General features: G+C 70.0%; 21 protein-coding genes. 5 read left to right on the plus strand and 16 right to left on the minus strand.

Annotated features, from left to right (window positions below; genetic code table 11):
• Positions 1-378 precede the first annotated feature (378 nt).
• The 3 genes from ACVTJA_RS25765 (at position 379) to ACVTJA_RS25775 (ending at position 2,989) form a co-directional block, all read left to right on the plus strand.
• Positions 379-1,509, plus strand: a complete 1,131-nt coding sequence (locus tag ACVTJA_RS25765; protein WP_465839987.1) for a PAAR-like domain-containing protein — start codon at positions 379-381, stop codon at positions 1,507-1,509.
• Positions 1,510-1,514: 5 nt separating this feature from the next.
• Entirely contained in the window at positions 1,515-2,099 is a 585-nt protein-coding gene (locus ACVTJA_RS25770; protein WP_465839989.1) for an imm11 family protein, read from the plus strand.
• 242 nt (positions 2,100-2,341) lie between these two features.
• The gene (locus tag ACVTJA_RS25775; RefSeq protein ID WP_465839991.1) at positions 2,342-2,989 is read left to right on the plus strand and encodes a nuclease-related domain-containing protein; all 648 of its coding nucleotides are present in this window, start codon (positions 2,342-2,344) and stop codon (positions 2,987-2,989) included.
• A gap of 15 nt (positions 2,990-3,004) precedes the next feature.
• Here ACVTJA_RS25775 and ACVTJA_RS25780 read toward each other — a convergent pair whose 3' ends face one another.
• From ACVTJA_RS25780 to ACVTJA_RS25795, 4 genes are all read right to left on the minus strand, one after another.
• Positions 3,005-3,331, minus strand: coding sequence for a cell wall protein (locus ACVTJA_RS25780; protein WP_465839993.1), 327 nt, complete (start codon positions 3,329-3,331; stop codon positions 3,005-3,007).
• Positions 3,332-3,840: 509 nt separating this feature from the next.
• Entirely contained in the window at positions 3,841-4,197 is a 357-nt protein-coding gene (locus ACVTJA_RS25785; RefSeq protein WP_465839995.1) for a hypothetical protein, read from the minus strand.
• 642 nt (positions 4,198-4,839) lie between these two features.
• The gene (locus ACVTJA_RS25790) at positions 4,840-5,553 is read right to left on the minus strand and encodes a hypothetical protein (RefSeq protein WP_465839997.1); all 714 of its coding nucleotides are present in this window, start codon (positions 5,551-5,553) and stop codon (positions 4,840-4,842) included.
• 658 nt (positions 5,554-6,211) lie between these two features.
• The gene (locus ACVTJA_RS25795) at positions 6,212-6,598 is read right to left on the minus strand and encodes a hypothetical protein (protein WP_465839998.1); all 387 of its coding nucleotides are present in this window, start codon (positions 6,596-6,598) and stop codon (positions 6,212-6,214) included.
• 1,609 nt (positions 6,599-8,207) lie between these two features.
• Here ACVTJA_RS25795 and ACVTJA_RS25800 point away from each other — a divergent pair.
• Positions 8,208-8,444 carry a hypothetical protein gene (locus tag ACVTJA_RS25800; RefSeq protein WP_465840000.1) on the plus strand — a complete coding sequence of 79 codons (237 nt, stop codon included), beginning with the start codon at positions 8,208-8,210 and terminating at the stop codon, positions 8,442-8,444.
• Positions 8,445-8,765: 321 nt separating this feature from the next.
• A complete protein-coding gene (gene tmk / locus ACVTJA_RS25805) occupies positions 8,766-9,461 on the plus strand; it encodes a dTMP kinase (RefSeq protein WP_465840002.1) in 696 nt (231 codons plus the stop codon).
• A 102-nt stretch (positions 9,462-9,563) separates the two neighbouring features.
• On the opposite strand, the gene ACVTJA_RS25810 is transcribed toward tmk, so the two are convergent.
• The 12 genes from ACVTJA_RS25810 to ACVTJA_RS25865 all read right to left on the minus strand — a co-directional run bounded on the left by ACVTJA_RS25810 (position 9,564) and on the right by ACVTJA_RS25865 (position 17,688).
• The gene (locus tag ACVTJA_RS25810; protein WP_465840004.1) at positions 9,564-9,905 is read right to left on the minus strand and encodes a hypothetical protein; all 342 of its coding nucleotides are present in this window, start codon (positions 9,903-9,905) and stop codon (positions 9,564-9,566) included.
• A gap of 223 nt (positions 9,906-10,128) precedes the next feature.
• Positions 10,129-11,037, minus strand: coding sequence for a hypothetical protein (locus ACVTJA_RS25815; RefSeq protein WP_465840005.1), 909 nt, complete (start codon positions 11,035-11,037; stop codon positions 10,129-10,131).
• On the minus strand, positions 11,034-11,270 hold the full coding sequence (locus ACVTJA_RS25820; RefSeq protein ID WP_465840006.1) for a hypothetical protein: 237 nt from the start codon (positions 11,268-11,270) through the stop codon (positions 11,034-11,036). The genes ACVTJA_RS25815 and ACVTJA_RS25820 overlap by 4 nt, the downstream gene beginning before the upstream one ends.
• Before the next feature lie 17 nt (positions 11,271-11,287).
• The gene (locus tag ACVTJA_RS25825; protein WP_465840007.1) at positions 11,288-11,740 is read right to left on the minus strand and encodes a hypothetical protein; all 453 of its coding nucleotides are present in this window, start codon (positions 11,738-11,740) and stop codon (positions 11,288-11,290) included.
• Between the two features lie 96 nt (positions 11,741-11,836).
• Entirely contained in the window at positions 11,837-12,034 is a 198-nt protein-coding gene (locus tag ACVTJA_RS25830) for a hypothetical protein (RefSeq protein ID WP_465840009.1), read from the minus strand.
• Positions 12,035-12,164: 130 nt separating this feature from the next.
• The gene (locus ACVTJA_RS25835) at positions 12,165-12,473 is read right to left on the minus strand and encodes a hypothetical protein (protein ID WP_465840010.1); all 309 of its coding nucleotides are present in this window, start codon (positions 12,471-12,473) and stop codon (positions 12,165-12,167) included.
• A 637-nt stretch (positions 12,474-13,110) separates the two neighbouring features.
• Positions 13,111-13,551, minus strand: coding sequence for a hypothetical protein (locus ACVTJA_RS25840; protein ID WP_465840012.1), 441 nt, complete (start codon positions 13,549-13,551; stop codon positions 13,111-13,113).
• A 550-nt stretch (positions 13,552-14,101) separates the two neighbouring features.
• Positions 14,102-15,226, minus strand: coding sequence for a hypothetical protein (locus ACVTJA_RS25845; protein WP_465840013.1), 1,125 nt, complete (start codon positions 15,224-15,226; stop codon positions 14,102-14,104).
• Positions 15,223-15,378 carry a hypothetical protein gene (locus tag ACVTJA_RS25850; RefSeq protein WP_465840015.1) on the minus strand — a complete coding sequence of 52 codons (156 nt, stop codon included), beginning with the start codon at positions 15,376-15,378 and terminating at the stop codon, positions 15,223-15,225. The genes ACVTJA_RS25845 and ACVTJA_RS25850 overlap by 4 nt, the downstream gene beginning before the upstream one ends.
• Positions 15,375-15,572: a hypothetical protein gene (locus ACVTJA_RS25855; RefSeq protein WP_465840017.1), complete on the minus strand. Its 198-nt coding sequence runs from the start codon at positions 15,570-15,572 to the stop codon at positions 15,375-15,377. The genes ACVTJA_RS25850 and ACVTJA_RS25855 overlap by 4 nt, the downstream gene beginning before the upstream one ends.
• Positions 15,569-16,198, minus strand: coding sequence for a hypothetical protein (locus tag ACVTJA_RS25860; protein ID WP_465840019.1), 630 nt, complete (start codon positions 16,196-16,198; stop codon positions 15,569-15,571). Before ACVTJA_RS25860 ends, ACVTJA_RS25855 begins: the two co-directional genes overlap by 4 nt.
• Positions 16,195-17,688, minus strand: coding sequence for a hypothetical protein (locus tag ACVTJA_RS25865; protein WP_465840020.1), 1,494 nt, complete (start codon positions 17,686-17,688; stop codon positions 16,195-16,197). The genes ACVTJA_RS25860 and ACVTJA_RS25865 overlap by 4 nt, the downstream gene beginning before the upstream one ends.
• Positions 17,689-17,757: the final 69 nt, after the last annotated feature.

The following is a 17,757-nucleotide window of genomic DNA, read 5'->3' on the forward strand; positions in this document are numbered from 1 at the left end:
CGGCCCGCCGAGACCGGCGTGCATCTCGTCCACCTCGTCGTGCGTGCCGTCCGCGCGCAGATGCGTCGGCCGCCCACCAGCATTCGCGGCCCGCCGCACCCGCAGCGCTCATCCGGTGCGAGTCGGCGAGGTGGCGCGGACTGCTCCTCGGGCTCGCCGCGGAGCTGGCGCAGGTCGCGCGCAGTCCTCGCGGACGCGCTTCCGGCGCAGTTGCTCCGGCATCTGTGCTGGGGGATGGGCTCTCCGCGCGTGGGCACCTCCACGAGGGAGAAGGGGCGCCCCTACCCCGCAACGTTCGGCAGGCGTCAACCCCTCCCCAGGGTGATAGGCGCGCCGCACAGCCCCCGTCAGGCTTCCGTGCATTCCCGGGGGGACGACGTGTCGAAAGAGAACACGAAGCTCATCAACGGGCTGAGCCCGGTGACGAGCGAGAGCGAAGGGACGGTGGTGGGATTTCCGGACGTATGCCTGACGCCGGGGCCCAACGGCCCGATGCCGGTGCCGTACACCAACGTCGCCAAGAGCGACTCGTTGAAGAACGGCTCGAAGACGGTGTTCATCAACGGAGCGCCCGTGTGCCTCTCCAACTCGCACCTCGGCACGTCCACTGGGAACGAGGCGGGCACGGCCGGCGGTGGTGTTGCCTCGGGGAAGACGAAGGGGCCCGCGCACCCGCTGAACTTCTCCTTCGACGTGAAGATTGAGGGGAAGCCCGTGGTGAGGAACACCGACCTTTTCACGCTGAACGGGTACAACGCCGGGCCCGCGCCCATCATGCAGTCGCAGACTTCGCGCCCCGTTGCTCAACGCATCGAGGAGCGCGAGGTGGCACAGCCGGTGGAGCTGTGCCCCCACTGCCGCAAACCTCGGCACGCGTTCGAGAAGGGCGACCGCATCGGCTCGAACCTGGGCAACTCCGCCGTCCTAGGAAGAAACATTCTCGCCGGGCGTCCGCTCGCGAGCCATGTCTGGTACGCCGGGCCATTCTCGCTGGCCGCTCACCACCTGATTTGTCTGGAGGCGGTGAGCGGTGCCCTGTGGGCGCGCGTCTGCTTCGATTACGGGTATCACATCGACCGGAGCCCCAATGGCGTCTTCCTGCCGATGAAGATGGCTCTCGCGTGCCAACTCGGCGTCGCCGTCCACCGCGGCAACCACTCGGAGGGGCACGCATTCGAGCTGCACCTGCCGTACCCGGACGGCGTCAAGCGTCTGCTCGACGGTGTCATGGAGAAGGTAAAGAGCGGCGCCTACTGCTCGAACCCGGATGCGCTGGTGAAGAAGCTCGACAAAATCAGCGCGTACATCCTGGACCAGATTCGCGTGTTCTCGTGGACGTTGACGCGTGACGGGCTGGACTACGCTCCCGGTGCTCGCGGTTGTTCCGGGCTCACGAGCATCAAACAGAAGCCGAGCGCGTCCCCATGCCCTCACCAGCGGCGTCATGGTCTGAAGCATGCCGTGAGCGCCCAGCTCCTCACGGGGCGCCCGCTTTCCGTGGGAGAATGATGCGTATGAGCACGGACTACTTCGTTGTCACGAGAGCTGGCTCAGACCGGTTCCCGCTACTGGAATGGGACGAGGATGGGGGAGCCTTCTACAGGGGGGGGCCTGTTGTGGTGCAACAGCCCATCAAGCTCCGCCTGGGCGATCCAGTGCCGTCTGCCCCGGTGATGGTGGACTACCACAGCCTTCCTCGACCGGTGGTTTCCACTCGGCTGCGGGATGTGCTGGAGGACCTGAAGCTCCACGGCGTTCAACTCGTGCCGGCGGACGTCCGTGTCACTGGGGCCGATGTCAGGCGCTACTGGCTCGTCCATGCCTACCAGCGGATTCCCTGCATCGACAGAGAGCATTCCCGGCTCCACATCGACGAGGATGATGGTGACGTCCTCGGCATTCAGCGCCTAGCGTTGGACGCGAACGCGCTTGAGGAGATTCCGGAGGAGAATCGACTGGTGTTCCGCCTTGCGGAGTCGCCCTCAGTGCACCTCTTCCACCGCGTCGTGGTGGACCGGGTGATGGGGCTTACGCCTCCACCCGAGGGGCTCAGATTCATTCCTGCCTCTGACTGGAGCGACGCTGCCGGGTTCCGCTGAGCTGTCATGCCGCCGCTTACGCGGGCGGCACCGTGACGCGCCCTCCACCTCATGCGCCGGGTCCGCTTCCTTGTGGCCATGGCGCTCGCGGCATCGCCCGTCCACCTGCGGCTGGAAGGGCAGCGGGTCCCGCGTCGCGGATCGATGCTCGGCGGGGCGAGCCGGACCCGCTGCCTGGCACCTAGCCTCACGCGCTACCGTCTGCTCCTGCTGTGCCCAAATGCAGTACGTGGAGGGGGGGCATGTTCTTCAGGAAGCGTGAGCCGCGACCCGAGCCGGTGGCCACTCGCACCGGGCGCCGTCCTGGGCAAAGTGCGCGGGAGAAACAGCAGGAGCTGGAGGACGCCGCGCCCATCAAGACGTTCTTCACGCGGCTCTTCGACATCCACACCGACGAGCGGGCTTGGCGGCTCGGCGCGGACGGCGAGGAGCGCGTGGGCGCGCTGCTGGAGCAGATCCGTCCTCAAGGCTGGCACGTCGAGCACGACGTGCGCGTGGGAAGCCGCGGCGCGAACCTGGACCACGTTGTCATCGGTCCGCCCGGTGTCTTCGTCGTAAACACGAAGGCGCTGACCGGGGAGGTGGTGGTGGATGGGGACGACGTCCTGGTGGGAGGGCGCCGCAGGGGCTACGTGGAGAAGCTGGAGGAGGAGGCCCAGCGCGTCCGCGCATGCCTCCTGGAGGCCACCCAGCGGAGAAAGCTGTGGGTGCAAGGGCTGCTCGTCCTCGCCCACCGGGAGCCCGTCGTGAGGCAGCCGCCCCGCAACGTGGCCGTCCTCCACCACACCGAGCTGGTGCCAGGCCTCCTGGGGCAGCCGGTGAAGCTCGGCCCGGAGGAGGTGGCCGAGCTCGCCGAGGCCGCGCGGCGCGAAGAGACGTGGACCGAGTAAGGCCGCCGGGCGGCTTCAGTTGCGGCGCTTCCCGGCCCGGAATTCGGTGGCCCAGCGCTCCAGGTTGGCCGTCACCGTGCTGTCCTCGAGCGGCTGTGGCGTGGCCGGGCTGCGTCCCGGTACCGGTGCGGGGCGCGAGCTCTCTGCGCGAGCGGCCGGTGTCACCGGCTGGCCCTTCTTCCGGACCCACGCACGCGGGGAAGAGCTGGGCGGCGCGACTGCGGCCGGCGGGGTGACCTTCTCCGTCTCCGCACGCCGTTTCCTCGTGAGGATGATGTCGGGGAGGCTGTGGGGCGCGGCGTCTTCCACCCACGCGCGGTGGAGGCGTCCGGTGGCCACCATGAGGCGCCGCTTCTGGTAGTGCGTCGCGCAGTACCCGAGGCTGCGCACTGGGTTGCGACAGCCGATGACGGCACAGGCTCGGGGCTCCGGTACCGTTGGTGCCGCAGCAGGTGCCGCCGGCTGGGATGGACGTGCCGCTCCCGCAGAGGCGCCCGCGGTGGAGCGGGGCTGGTGCCGCTCCTTGCCGGTCAAGCGCTGTGCAAGGCGGCTCAGGTCCGCCGTCAGTCCGGCGAGAGATGCCTTCAGCGCGCCGCGGAGCGCATCCCGAAGGGCTTCCTCCAACGGCAGCGGGCCCGAGGCGGGGCCACCGGAAACACGGGGGCGAGTGCTTCGAGGGGGCGGAGCGGAGCGACGGAGTCTGGGCATGGGGAGTGGCTTCGCTGCCGGGGCTCACGGACTCGGCGCCCCAGGACGTGCGCTGACGGTTAGCACGCCCGGTACCCGCAGCCCAGCCCACGCTCTCCGGTGATGTCCGCTCGCTCGCTACCGCCGCTCGTGCCGAGCAACGGCTACCAGCTATTGCGCATTGCCTCCCGTCGGGCTTCGTCGCGGCGGGCGTCCTCGCGCTGCTGCCGGCGCCGCTCCTCCTGGCGAGCCTCCTCGCGCCGCGCGTCCTCCCGCTGCTGGCGGCGGGCCTCTTCCTGGCGCTGGGCGTCCTTCCCCCAATTCACTTCGCGCCAGATGGCAGCTTCGCCGCGCTCCTTCGCCGGGGACGGAGGTGAGGCGGGGGACTCGCCAGTGCCTCCAGAGGCAGTGGCCCGCTTCCGCGAGGCCGCCTCGTAAAGGGAGACGTTGTCGATGCAGACGCCACGCACGCAGGTGTTGCCGATGTAGCAGGGCGCCTGCGGGCCGCACGCCTCGCCCACGTCGCGGTAGTGGGTGACGGGCGCTGCGCACCGGCCCCCAGTGCAGGTGAGCCCCAGGCAGCACCCCGAGGAGCCTCCACACGAGGCACCTGCGGAGCCGCATGTGCGCGTACCGCCACCGGACGGCGGAACGCACGCGCCTTCACGGCACACGAGGCCCCCGCAGCAGGACGCACCGGCACCACACGGCGAGTCCATGGGGACGCACGACGAGGAGGCAGTACAGACGCCCGTAGGGAAGGGGGAGCTGGGATTGCCGCCTTCGCAGGTGAAGCCCGGACAGCAGGTGGCCGACGTGTCGCAACGCCCGCCGCCACGATTGCAGAAGAGGCTGGTGCCAGGTGCGGAGCGGCAGACACCCTGAGAACAGACATTCGCCGACGAGCAGCAGTCAGCGTTGGTGGAGCACGGCCCGGAGCTGTTGCTGCACTGAGGTGGACTGGCGAAGGCCGAAATTGAGGAGAGGAGAAGGGCGAGAACGACGGCAGGGCGGGACATGGTGACTCCGTGCAAGAGCTGCCCGCGAGGGGCAGCGAGAGGCCAGAGGCGGGAGAGAGGCGGGCGTTACGCGCACCGGATGAAGGATTCGTGTCTCAGAAGGGGACGGTGCCGCGCCCTCCCCCCAGCGCCGCCGCATGCCTTTCAGAATCCGCAGGTGTGCGTGTTTGAAGCCGGGTAGTACCGGCAGTCACTCGGCCTCGCGCAGAGCGGCGAGCACTGGTTGTTGCTGCCGGCGGGCAGTGAGCAGGTGTTGCAGAAGCAGGCCGTCTGGTGGCCGAATGCGGTGACGAAGGTGGAGCAGAAGCCTGCGGAGGAGCCGGTGCTCGCGACGCAGTTGTTGGCCAGCAGGATGCCCAGGCTTTCAGCGCACGCGAAATGCACCTTGGGCGTGGGCACGCTCGCGCCGTCCGCCGACGCGCAGACGCCGTTGGCGTCGATGCTGTCGCACGTGCAGGCGCCGTTACCCGCGGAGTCGATGGTGCGGCACTTCCCCGCGCCGCAGGCCATGGCGACGACGCCGGCCTGTGCGTCGCACCTCACCCACGTGTCCCCTGCGCAGTAGCCGTACTGGCTGATGCTGCCGCACGGCCCGCCCACCTTGACGCAGCGCTCTCCGGCCTGGTCCGGCACGTAGCCGGGGTTGCAGCCACAGGTGTCCGCCTTGGCGGTGCAGGTGGAGTTGGATGGGCACGTCCCACAGGTGCCACCGCACCCGTCCGGCCCGCACACCTTCCCCTGGCACTGCGGGACGCAGACGCAGGCCCCGGCTGCGTTGCAGGTGGTGCCCGAGCGGCACGTTCCGCAGCTGCCGCCGCACCCGTCAGGTCCGCACTGGCGGCCGTCGCAGCGAGGCACGCACACGCACTGCCCTGACTGGCAGGCCTGCCCCGAGCCGCAGGTGCCGCACGAGCCTCCGCACCCATTGTCCCCGCACGTCTTCCCGCTACAGGAGGGCGTGCATGTGGCCACGCACTGCCCTGCGGAGGTGCAGACCCGGCCGCCCGAGCAGGTACCGCAGGTGCCGCCACAACCGTCCGCACCGCACTTCCGTCCAGCGCAGTTGGGCGCGCACGTACCGGCGTCACCTGGGCGCGTGCCGGCGTCAGCGGTAGAGCTGCCACCATCCACAGTGGAGGTGCCCCCGTCCCTCGTCACCGGAGGCCGCTGCTCCTCCTCGTCAACTTCGCCGTCCGTCGGGCCGCACCCGGCCAGGGCAGTGGCGACGAGCAGCAGCAGGAAGTGGAGGCGGGCGCTCAGAGTGTAGGGAGGCATGGGCGTGTCCTTTCCGGGCCGCAGGCGCGGCCGGGCGGGGAGGCTTCGGACGCCCGCCCGTAGCAAGCAGGAGGCCGGGGGCGCCGCGCGCGCCGCGAGAGGGAAGGTGGCCCGTTCATGGCGGCCAGGCCCGTCCGCTACCCGGGACGGGCGTCCTGGCTCGAGATGCCGCACCTTCGCCCCGTTCTCGGCGGGAACAAGAGACACGAGGCGAGCCGCCGCACGCGCCGGGAGCCCACGGCTACGGCGCCCCGCGGCCTGCGCGGACTTCCTCCTGGATGGCCGCGAGCTGAGCGGAGTAGTCCTTCCCGTTGACGAGGAAGGGCTTCGGAGGCGTCGCGAAGCTACCTCGGCGGAAGGCCTGCTCCAGCAGCTCCGCCTGTTGCTCCGGATTCATCTCCGCCCAGGGCGTGCCCTCGCTCAGGGTCTTCGCGTAGTCGTACCCGTCGCCCAGGTACTGTCCGGCGAGGGATTCGCTCATGTAGTCCGTGCCGCCGTTCTCGTGCTGCCACACGTGGGCCGTCTCGTGGACGAGCAGCGCCTCGGTGAGGGGCAGGTGCTTGGCGGGGCACGTAGATGGTGTCCCCGAGAGTGAAGGGCCGGCCCGACGCGGTGAGCAGGCCCGCATTGCCCTCCTTGATGCGAACCTTCGAGTAATCGATGGAGTCGCCGTAGACGCTCCGGAGCGCCGCCAGCTCGGAGTCCGTCAGTTTCCTGCCCACCGGCTCCACACCCAACAGCGTCTGGACGGCGCCGATGGTCCTCCCGCCCATCATCATCAGCGCGTCCACGGGCGTCTGGACTACCTTCCCAAGGCCGTGGCCGAGCTGCGCGAGCCCTTCGCCGACGTGGCCCGTGACGACCTTGCCGAGGCCGCCCGCCAGCGTCCGCGCGGCCTCGACGCCGTTGCGCACGAGGCCCATGGCCGCGTCGGCGGCACCGCGCGCCAGTCCGCGGAGTGCATCGCCTGTGGCGGAGGTGAACGAGCTCCAGAAGCCCTTCTGCGCGGTGCCGCTGCTCTTGCGTGTCACCTGCTCGGGCTCGGCCTGCGCGAGGGCCGCCCCCATCACTGCGGGTGGCACCGTCGCCGGCGCCGGCGGGCCGAACGCCTCGACGGAGTTGGTGGATGGCGAGGCCGTGTCGCGCACGAGGCGCAGGGCGGGCCCGGGGGCACCTCCTGCCGGTGAGGAGAGTTCGGTGGGCGTGTCAAAGTCGGGGCGGCCAATGCGCGTCAGTCTTTCCATGGTGACTCCCAGAAGCGGTGTCCGTGCCCTGGTGCAGCGGACGTGCCTGGAAGTGCGGCACGCGTACGAGCGGCGACCAGCGGCGTACCGTCTATGCCTTGGGACGAACGTGCCGCCCCTGGACGGCGTGCGAGCGCTCAGGACTTCCGCGTCGCGGTGTCGGGCGCCCTGGGCTCGGCTGGTGGCCCTGGTGACGAACCTAGTGGGTGAAGGGCGAGGTTAGCAGCTCGCCCTCGACCTCTCCCATGCGGGCGTGCTTGCCGTGAGTGCCTCCTGCGTCGAGGACGGGCTCACCGCGCGTCACGGATCGCTCACCCTCCCAGCGCCCTCGGCGCGCTGAATCAACCCCTGCAGCGAAACGGCCTACCCCGGAGCGGTTCCGAGGTGGACCACGGAGCGGCTGGGGTCCTCCAGCATGGGCAGAGCGGCGGAGATTCTAGGGGAGAGGTATGCGGACAAATTCGGTCCGCTTCACCCGGGACGGGTGGTTTACCCAAGGACACATATCATGCTTCCGATTCTTCCTCACTTCGACCGTCTCATCCCCTTCATCCTCTTCGCCCACGCCCAGCCACCTGGCAGCGTGCTCGCGTCTACTGGCGACACGGTTCCGTTCGCCTCGACCTTCGCGCCGCGGTGCCATGTAGACGGGACTCCATGCCCCTGGCTGGATTGGCAGGGCGGCGGCCCGACCCTCGGTCGCGGCTCCACGTTGCCCCAGTGCATCCACGGGAAAGACACTGTCTACGTGCTCACCGGGATTCGCTGGGGCAGTTTGACGGCCGAGGAGGTTTTCGGGCCGCAGCCCGTGTGAAGGCGGACGCTGAGCAGGCGGCGGTGGTGCTGCGATGTAGCTCGCTCTGGGCTCCCAAAGCGGGGCGTGCTGCGTCTGGGAGCCTCAAGCATGGGGCAGAGCGGCGATGACTCTAGGGACGTTTAGACGGGTTGACAGCCCGCCGCGCCCATGCCGGGTGCGCCACCTGAGTCTAGACCATGGATAGCATCTTCCTCCTCCAGCCCTTCCTGTGGAACCTCTCATCTTCCATCGACCACCACGGGCGTTGGTCCGACCTGATGCTCAAAGCCGCTGCCAGCTACAAGCGGGCAGGCCTGCTTGAGCAGGCGGAGCGGGCGATGGACGCGGTGATTCAGCACCGCCAAGCCGCAGGCACCCTTGAAGCGGACCTCATGTCGCGATTGAGGGGCCAGCGTCCTCGTGGCATTGCCTAGCGGCGGCACCGCCGCCGTGCCGTGGGCATCGAACTTGAGGAGCGCTACTGCGAAGTGGCCGCTCGGCGGGTCGGGCAGGCGGTGAGCGAGGCATCGGGCCGGGCAGCGTGAGGTGCGCACGTATCAGGATCTGCAACGGATGGAGACGCTGCGGTGGGTGCAACATCCATGTTTCGCGATGTTAGGTGGCAAGAAGAGCACCATTCTGCGTGTCCTACACTTCCGCGAGTGTCTCCGCAGGCGTACTCATGGTCAATGGTTGATGGAATGCGCGCTGGAGAAGTTTTGACACCCGGGTCCAAGGCGAGCGAGGGTGCGGCCGTGTCCAAGTCACCACGAAAAGGCGTCCTTATCGCCCTCGAAGGCATCGACGGCGCCGGCAAGACCACTCAGGCCAGCCGCCTCGAAGCTGCGCTCAGCAGGCGTCATGAGGTCGTACGGACGAAAGAGCCTACCGACGGCCAGTGGGGTCGCGCTCTCCGCGACTCTGCAACGCATGGTCGGCTGTCGCCGCAGGATGAACTGGCGCTCTTCCTGAAGGACCGCCGCGAGCACGTGAACGACCTCATCACTCCGGCTTTGGCGGCAGGGAAGGTGGTCATCGTTGACCGCTACTATTTCTCGACGGTGGCGTACCAGGGGGCGCGGGGCATGGACCCGCAAGAGCTGCTGGGCCTCAATCAGTCCTTCGCGCCCGAGCCGGACCTGCTCGTCCTCTTGGACGTGGACGCAGAACTAGGCATTCGGCGTATCCGTGAGCGCGGCGACAAGCAGAATGCGTTCGAGCAGGCCGCAGCATTGGAAGAAGCCGCTCGCATCTTCCGCGCCATGGACTTCCCGTACCTGATGCGCGTTCCCGGCACGTACTCGCCCGACGACATCACCGCTGCCATCCTCGAGTGCCTCTACAGCGGGCCGCTCGCGAGCAACCGCGTCCCGATTTCTTCCAGCAAGGGTCGGCCGGCGGTGAACGGCGATGTTTGGATGCAGCTCGCCTCTGGTGGAGTGAAGCGGTAGCACTCATGTAATGAGGCGTGTGCGAAGGGCTCGGCCAGCGCCGGGCCCTTTAGTTTTTTGGGGAAGCATGCGGCAGGTTGCCCATCCGGGTTGCCTGTGCCGTTACGCTGGCGGCACCGTGAAACCCTGCACCTCGTGCTTCGGGTGCGCGTCCTGGTGTGCCATGGCGCTGGCGGCCTCGCCCGTCCACCCGCAGCAGGTGGCGCAGCGATAGACGCGACAGCCGCCAGCGAGGAGCAGCTCGGCGACGTTGGGGTGGAGGAGGAGCAGGTCCAACGCACCGGAGCGGTGCGCGCGGGGGATGCCGGCGCGTACGAGTTGGGCCACCAGCGCCTCCACGCGCGCCCACGCTTCGCGCGACACGCGGAGCCCGTTGATGCGCACGGTCGTCCCCGCGCGTGCCTTGCGGCGCTCCGGTCGCGTCTTCCTGCTGTCGTGGGGCATGGAGGCGCGCAGTCTACTCAGCGCATCCGCTCGTGCTGATGCCGCTCGACGGGCGGGTCCTGGACGCGCCGTTCGCGAGTATCGAACCCGCTGCAGGACTTCCTCCGCGAGTAGACGGCAGCTCTCCGCAACAGCATCGGAACCCTCGGCCAGAGGGCAGGACGGGACGCGCAGATGCTGCCCTTTGGAGGCCATCTCGGGACGGCCCTGGAAGTCGTCGCGTTCAGTCCTTGCGAGACACCACCACCTGCGCGACGCCCGGGGCCACCCAGCGCCGGGCCGAGTAGCCAGCCACGTAGAGCCACTTCACGTCCCGGTTGCCGGCCCCGTGCCGCTGACGCTTGAGGTGGCCGCGCACGAGCACCTGCTCGGCGAGGCGGCCGGCCGTCCCGTCCACGCCGCTGCCCGGGGCGGCAGGGGAGTGGGCTCGAGCAACTCGCTCCTCGTCCAGGTACACGTGTCGCACGTGGACGCCCTCGGCGCCGGTGCCGCCCTTCTTCGTGCGCCGCGCCGTGTCCCTCTGGCGCTCCTCCTCCACGCGCAGCGGGGCCCCCTCGGCATCAAGCAGCAGGCCCAGTACCACCGCGAAACGCGCGGCCTCGCGGGCCCACGTTTCGTGCGCGGACATGTCGTCCACCAGCGGCGACGTCGTCTGCCGCGTGCCTTCGTCCAGTTCCTCGCCCGTCCACCGCGGGCGCCACTGGACGACGCGGCACCAGTCGGGTGCGCCGAGTCCAATGAGGTACGTGGTGCCGTCCAGCTCGTAGCCGGCCAGGGCCACGGTGTCGCCCCACAGGCGCTCTCCCGCCTCCGGGCGCCTCACCTCCACGAGCCACGGCCCCCGCAGGAGACGGGGAGGGGAGTCCGGTAACGAGTGCACGTCCGTCTCCGCCACCTGCCGGGCGGCGGCGGGCCGCACCTGGTGCGCCACGAGCCGGCGCTGGGACAGCAGCGCGAGGGCGGCGACGTTGACGAGCTGGGACGCCTGGGCGGCCGTGTCGGGCCCCCAGCATGTGCCGGCGATGACCCCGGCGGCTTCGCGCACCGGCAGCGCCGAGGGGGCCTCCTTCGCGTAGGGGCGCGCCTCCATTACCAGCTCCAGCAGGCTGGCGTTGTCCGCGCTCCAGCTCACGAGTCCTCCGGGGGCTTCCACCCCAATGTCTTGGCGTGCTCCACGGCCGCCTTGCAGAGGGCCCCGGACGTGTTGGCGCCGTGCTCAGGGTCTGGATTCTTTCGCAGGTCCTGCACGAGGTAGCGGACCGCAGAGTCGGCCGCGCGCGTCAGGCTGACCTCGGGCTTGCGCGCCACCGAGCCCTTTCGAGCCCGGCGTTTCTCGGGTGATGTCTTCGTCGGGTTGTAGGGCACGACACCTCCTGACGGCGTCACTGCACGTTATGAAAGCGCCAGACACGAACCGCGTCGTCTTCTTCTGCCTGGAGCATCGCGACGCAGTTCCAGCACGGCGCCTGCTCAGCAGTCGGCAACTCGGGGTGGTCCTCTGGCCCCCAGTCGCCCAGCGTGGTGAGGCACTCCTCACAGACGGGCTGGCCGTCCACGTCGCGACGCGTTCCCTTCTGCACGCTGGCGTCCACCCAGTCTACGCAACGGGTGTGGCACCGGTGGACCGTCCCGGGGTGGGCGCCGCTCCCCAACGTCCCTGTCGCCGTCCGCAGGTAGAGCACACCGAGGGTGAGTCCTCCCTCTATCCCGCATACGGGACATGTGAGCTGTGCTTGGTGGCGCGGGTAATCCGCTCTCGCGGGCACGAGTTCCGCACGGACCACGCCTTCCAGCGTGTAACCGTGCGTCGCGAGCGATTCCAGCTTCAGGTCCACGGCAGCTTCTCCTCCCGGCTGCGCCGGGAACCACAGGGTTGAACCGCCCGAAGGCATCAACGCGAGAGGTCTGCATGGAACGCGCGTGCGTGCGCGTCACGCGAAATGCACAAGCTCCTCGCCGTGCTCGCGGTACAGCTCCTCCACCTGCACTGCAGTGAGCTGCTGGCCATCCTGCTCCACCGTCACTGGGCCGGCGGCGCGCATCAGCCTGAGCTCGCCCACCCGGCGTAGTATCTCCAGCACGCTGCTGGTCTCCAGCGACGTGCGCCCATTTACCTGTACCTTGAACATGACACTTCCCCCCGCGCTCGACGTGGCACGTCTGTCGCCCATTGCCTCGACGATAGGGCTGGCTCCACTTCATGCCAATAGAGCCGGCACTGGGTGAGGCGTGTCCCTGGACAGGCGCGCCGACGCGTCATCACGGCGAGGCCTCCTCCACGGACACGGCTGGCAGCGTAGGGGACTGGCCTCGGCGGTGGCGAATCCTGGGCGGCGCGTGGGCCTCCTCCTCGCGAGGTATTGCCTGCTGGGCCTCTACCAGGGCCAGCGCATCCCTCGCGCCCAGCGCCGCGAGCGCGGCCTGCTCCGCGGCCCCGTACTCCGTGCGTGCCCGGGCCAGCCTCGTCCGCGCGGCAGGACTCCCGTCCAGCACGTGCATCGCCTGCTGCAGCTCCAGCTCCGCTCTCCCGAGGCGCTCCGCGAGCGCCACCCGCTCCGTGTTGGTCATGCCGCCGGCCAAGAGCAGGAGGCGTGCCGGTCGAGCTTCTTGCCCAACGTTGACAAAGCCCGTGCTGGATGGGACCCATTGGGCGGACGGGACGTGGTGTCTCACCCGAACGTGGGGGTTGCCGATGGCTGCAAGTGAATGGAGCAAAGCCGAGCTGGACACGTTGCTTCGGGCGCTCGTGAGTCCGCACGTGCCAGATGATGCAAAGCGCGCTGTTGCGCACGAGGTCAGGAATCAATGCCTCGGAGGGGCCGGCTATGACAAAGCCCTCGCACACTCAATCCTGACGAAGCTCGGATACGCCAGCTTGGCTGCCAAAGACTAACGGCGGTACCGCGCAGAACCGAAGGCTCGCCCTGTCGTTGGTTCCCGTATGGCGCCGTGGGCCTCACATCCACCGGCTGCCGTGCGGCGTCGAGCGCACCGAGGTCGGCCACCAGGTGCACGGCGCGCTCGACGTGCGGCGCCGGTCGGCCCTTTGTCTCCAGCGCCTCGTTGAAGAGGGAGACGGCAGCGGCCGACAGGTGCTGGCGGGCGCCGGGGATGGGGGACTCGGGCATAGGCGCCTCCTGGGGCAACGGCAAGGTTCTCATGCCCGGCTGGTTGCGCTACCAATCAGCGGCTGGCGCGCAGGAAACTACTGCTGCGCGGAGGGCTGCTGTGCGTCCAGCAACATCCGCGCGATGCCGTCGCCTTGCTCTCCCCACAGTGCCTGTCCGGCGTTGATGTACGCGCGCTCGGCCTCGATGTACCGCTCTGCGGTGGCACGGCCGCCGTTCAGCGAATCCCGCGCGTCACGCAGCGCCGTTGCAGTCCTCTTCAGGCGCACGGCAAGTTCTTCCTGCTCGGCCTCGCTCAGCCGGACCCCGGCGAGAAGGCGGCGAGCTTGCGCGCGTGCCCAGTCGACCGGGTTCTCACCGCGCACGTTCATCATCCCGTGTGCGTCATCGGTGACGATGCGCGCCCTTACAGCGAACTCGACGATGTGCCGCATGAGCCACGCCTCCAGGGGAGGCGTCTGGTTGATGAAGACGACAGCGGGCAGTTCATGTTGAGCGGCAGTCAATGTGACCTCCATGTGCGGGCGCACCTACTGCCCGCTCGTGGAGTCCCAGCATTGCGCGCAGCGTGCGTCAATCCTGGTCGCCTGTACGGGGCTCAAAGAAGCAGCTCTGCCTGCTCGCTTGGCTTCGCAGGTGACGGGTATTCGACAGCCCGGGAGCAGCTGCCCCGCGCCGCCCCCGGCATGTGGGCCAGTCGTTGAATCGCGAGCGTGAGCAGGCCGATGACCTCCCCAGCCGCGTGAGCCCGCCCACGTCGTCCCACGCGGAGCCGCCCAGGCCGCTACGGTCGGGTGGCGCCATGCCCCGGGCGGTCTGTGCGCACGTCTCGCGCCAAGCCGTCACCTCGCGCGGCGGTGGGGGCGGGCCCTTCGCGAAGGGGTTGAGGAACTACTCGCGGGGGAACCCGAAGCGCACGGCGTCCAGCAGCTTGTCGAGTTCGATGGCAGCGCGCTCAGCCAGACGGAGCCGGCGCCGTGCCGTGCCGTGCCGTGTGGAGACTCGGCTCGCCGGAGGCCACCCGGTAGCGCAGCGTCTCCAGGGCAGTGGTGAGGGTGTGGCGCAGCATCAGCGCGCTCCCGGCCACGTGGCGTACCAGCAGCCGCCCTGCCCATCACCGCGGAGGGCCACAGGCACTTGGTGGGCGTCCGGCGGGCGCGGGCTGCCGCCCCAGCACGTGACGCGGTAGACGCGCTGGGGGCCCACGGTGGCGTGGACCTCGGGCAGCGAGTGCCACGCGCCGTCCGCGAGCAGGGCCCGTAGACGCCCGGCAGCCTCGCCCAGGCAGCGGTGCTCCGCGCACTGCCGGTCTGGCGCCGCAGGTGGCAGTGTCCATCCGTCGCGAACCCCCGCCTCGGGGAGGTGCCACGGCTCGTTGCAGGCGGAGAGGCCATGCCGCTGCCGCTCGTCCCGGCACGTCGTGCGCGACTCCCGTTCCGATGCTGCTGCAGGTGCTGGGCGCTCGGCTGGCGCCGCCTCGCCGAACAGCCCGAGCTGCTCGACGTGCAGCATGGGCGGTACCGGCCTGTCGTCCACCACGGGCGGCGGACGGGCAGGAGGAGGGGCAGGGGCGGGCGGCTCCTCGCGGGCGGGCGCGGCCACGGGGACCGCAGCAGGCACCGGGTACACCTCGGGTCGCCAGAGGCCGTCCCGGGCCAGTCGTGCGCGCTCGCGTAGCTCCGGCAGCAGCTCCGCGTCCACCGGGGAAAGGCGTGACGCAGGCGCGGCTGGCACCGGCTCGAACACCTGCACCTCTTCCAGCCACCACGCCACCGTGCCACGGCTCTCCACGCCACGCGGCCACCACCACGCGTCCCGGCCGAAGGCGCGGGAGTCGTTGCCCACGGTGGACACCTCGGCGAGCCGGGCCACGGCCACGTAGCAGTCGGCCGGGAGGATGTCGCCGGCAGGCGCCTCCAGGCCGTGGGCCTTGCGCAGCCACTCCACGGCGGCGGCGGCGTAGTCGCGCGTCGCGTAGAAGGCGAGCCAGCACCCGAGAAAGGATTCCGGCGGGAGAACGGCATGCCGCCGGGCCGGGACGCCAGCCCGCGCGGGCTCCACGTCCTCGGGGAAGACGCTCCACATGCCGTGGTGGGTGAGGGCCCACGTCCACGGACGGGCGAGCGGCAGGTGGAAGACACCGCGGCCCTCGCGCGTGTAGCGGACGGGCCCGCCGAGCCGTGACGTGCTCATCGCCGGAAGTCCTCCGGGAGCACGCGGCACGGCGCGGACACGTCGAGCGCTGGCGGGCGCCGTGGGTGCTCGGACTCCCACTCGCGGAGCACCGCGAGTACCACCAGCGCCCAGAGCGCGAGGGCAAAGGCCCAGAGGAAGGGGCGGCTCATTCGGCACCTCCGCGGCGGCGCAGTTCCGCCTCCACCTCGTGCGTCGCGTCCAGCACGCGCTCCTGGTCGGCGGGGGATAGTTCCTGCGCCGTGTCCGGGTCCTGCTCCAACCACCCCGAACCGTTGCCCCGGTCTTGCACCAGCGTCGTCGCCAGCACCCGGAACACGTACTGCCGCGCCTGCTTCTTGTTCACGCGGCACCTTCCTCGGACTCGGGCCGGCGGAGGCGCTCGCTGCGCTCCAGCAACTCCGCCAGCGCGCGGCACGCAGGCGTCCACGCCGGGCCGCCTCCTGGCGCTCCGCACGCGCAGGACGTCGACGGCTGCATGCCACCGCGAGGGTGCTGGGCGCGCACGACGGCGCGCAGCGCATGGAGGTCGTCCTGGTCGACGCCGCATGGATGCAGGCTGCTCCCCTCTACGGGCTCTCGGGCTAAGAGGCCACCCGGCATGCCGCCGTGCTCGATGCAGCGGCGCTCGCCGGGGCCGGCAACCCGGTTGGGACACGTGCGCACCATCCCGAGCGGGTAGTCGCAGAACTTCCGCTCGGGGAAGTCTGGCACCAGCTCTGGTTTCTCCGACTCGGCAGCCGGGGCGGCCGCATCCTTCACCAGCGTGTAGCCCCGCACCCGACCGGCTTCGTCCAGCCGGACGCGTGTCTTCCGGCCTGACGGATGGCGGATGCCCTCCGCGAAGCCGCCCGGCTTGCCGTCGGAAGCGGTGACTTCCAGCGTCGGCGCGTTCTTCCGTCGCAGCCTGCGCGAGTCGTTGTCCCGCCACACCTGTCCCTTGGCGGCTGGCTTCTGCTCGCAGATGCTCAACGACCGCCCTCCCCGGCACGCGGCGCGGTGACGACGGCCGGGCGGCCCATGTCCGTGACGAGGTTGCTCTCACGCACCACCTGGAAGCACAGCACCGGGCAGGCGAAGAGGTAGCAGAGCAGGTGCCGCGACTGCCGGCTGTCGTAGTCGCCGACGAGGGCGAGCTCCACCCCGTTGATGTCGAGGTGGAGGGCGTGCCGGCCACCGGGCTCTTCCCGGAGATTGAGAGGCTGGACGGCGAAGGAGGGCAGGACTGCGGGCGCGTCCACGTCGAGGGGCAGTGCGCGAATGCGCCCAGCCAGCTCACCGCGCGTCGGCGTCTCGTCCACAGGCCCGGACAGGACGGCCTCGGCAGCCCGCTCGCGCATGTCCTCGGCGCCGAGCTGGGCAGCCCGCCATGCAGCCCAAGCCAGGACTCGGTAGGCGTGGTCCCCGGGCACGCAGGCCGAATGCTCCTGCTGGAGGCGACGGAGGGCGGCACCTGCCTCGCTGATGTGGCCGTGCTTGCCGGCCGCATCGAGCGCGAGCCGCACGGCCCTCCAGTCCACGTCCTGGCCCTCGGTAGAGGGGGGCGCCAGGGCCAGCGGAGGCAGGCTGGGCGGGGGCGGAGTGGACCGCGAGCGCGGGGCGTCTTCGGTGGCAGGAGATCCCTGGCTGTAGCGCTTCACTGCGGCGGCCAGCAGCGCCTCATCCTCGGCGGACAGCGGGGCATGCCGCTCTGGACTGGAGCTCCTCCCGCACTTCGCGGCGTCGGCGTCGGCGCGGTAGCGCCTCAGCACCTCGCGGGCGGCCCACTGCTGGCCCTGCTTGTACGCAACGTCCTCGTCGTGGTGGCCCAGCGTCTGACCATCGTCGTGGTTTGCCACCTCCTCAACCACCTCCTCCAGCAGCCCGGCCAGGGTGGGGTTGGGCGCCTTCGCCGTGAGCGGGCAGGAATCTGAGTGCGCGTGCGGCTTCGGGACGCGTATGCCCTGGGCGTCCACCGACTGTGATGTCTCGGTACGACACCGCCGGCACCACGAGCGCTCGGCGCTCCACTGCACCAATTCGCTCTCCAGTGCGGCCTCCAGTTCGGCCACCTGCGTGCGGAGGGCGTCGCGCTCGGAGCCCAGCGCCGCCACCTGGACCTGGAGCGCGGCGTATTCCCCGTCGAGGTTCCTCACTTGCTCGCGGAGAGCGTCCCGCGTCACCTCGTCGTGCGCGGCTCCCACCTGGGCCACCGTGACAACCTGGTCGAGCTGAGTCTCCAAGATGGAGGCTCGCTCCTGCATCTTCGCGAGCTGCGCGCCGAGAGTGGCCTTCTCCTCGCGGAGGGTGGACAGCTCCTGCTCGACCTCCCGCGCTCGCTCCTGGTCCAGCCTGGCGTTGGACTCCGCCTGGGCGCGCAGTCTCGCCAGTTCCTCGCGGGTGTCATGGAGGGCAACCCGCGTGGTGGTCAGCTCATCCTTGGCCTGCCGCAGCTCCAGCGTCTGGTCTGCACACAGCGTCATGGGTACCTCGGGGACAGCGGAGAGATGCGCGGGCGGCCGGCACAGCACCGCCCGCGCTGAAGTCAGGGG

The sequence above is a fragment of the Pyxidicoccus sp. M6 genome, assembly GCF_055568925.1.

What these genes read in the sequence shown, in the direction of transcription:
- ACVTJA_RS25850 (WP_465840015.1), bottom strand. Translation starts at nt 15,378, where the DNA reads ATGAGCCGCCCCTTCCTCTGGGCCTTTGCCCTCGCGCTCTGGGCGCTG.
- ACVTJA_RS25775 (WP_465839991.1), top strand. Translation starts at nt 2,342, where the DNA reads ATGTTCTTCAGGAAGCGTGAGCCGCGACCCGAGCCGGTGGCCACTCGC.
- ACVTJA_RS25795 (WP_465839998.1), bottom strand. Translation starts at nt 6,598, where the DNA reads ATGCGGGCCTGCTCACCGCGTCGGGCCGGCCCTTCACTCTCGGGGACA.
- ACVTJA_RS25865 (WP_465840020.1), bottom strand. Translation starts at nt 17,688, where the DNA reads ATGACGCTGTGTGCAGACCAGACGCTGGAGCTGCGGCAGGCCAAGGAT.
- ACVTJA_RS25780 (WP_465839993.1), bottom strand. Translation starts at nt 3,331, where the DNA reads ATGGTGGCCACCGGACGCCTCCACCGCGCGTGGGTGGAAGACGCCGCG.
- ACVTJA_RS25830 (WP_465840009.1), bottom strand. Translation starts at nt 12,034, where the DNA reads ATGTTCAAGGTACAGGTAAATGGGCGCACGTCGCTGGAGACCAGCAGC.
- ACVTJA_RS25770 (WP_465839989.1), top strand. Translation starts at nt 1,515, where the DNA reads ATGAGCACGGACTACTTCGTTGTCACGAGAGCTGGCTCAGACCGGTTC.
- ACVTJA_RS25845 (WP_465840013.1), bottom strand. Translation starts at nt 15,226, where the DNA reads ATGAGCACGTCACGGCTCGGCGGGCCCGTCCGCTACACGCGCGAGGGC.
- ACVTJA_RS25835 (WP_465840010.1), bottom strand. Translation starts at nt 12,473, where the DNA reads ATGACCAACACGGAGCGGGTGGCGCTCGCGGAGCGCCTCGGGAGAGCG.
- ACVTJA_RS25800 (WP_465840000.1), top strand. Translation starts at nt 8,208, where the DNA reads ATGGATAGCATCTTCCTCCTCCAGCCCTTCCTGTGGAACCTCTCATCT.
- ACVTJA_RS25840 (WP_465840012.1), bottom strand. Translation starts at nt 13,551, where the DNA reads ATGGAGGTCACATTGACTGCCGCTCAACATGAACTGCCCGCTGTCGTC.
- ACVTJA_RS25810 (WP_465840004.1), bottom strand. Translation starts at nt 9,905, where the DNA reads ATGCCCCACGACAGCAGGAAGACGCGACCGGAGCGCCGCAAGGCACGC.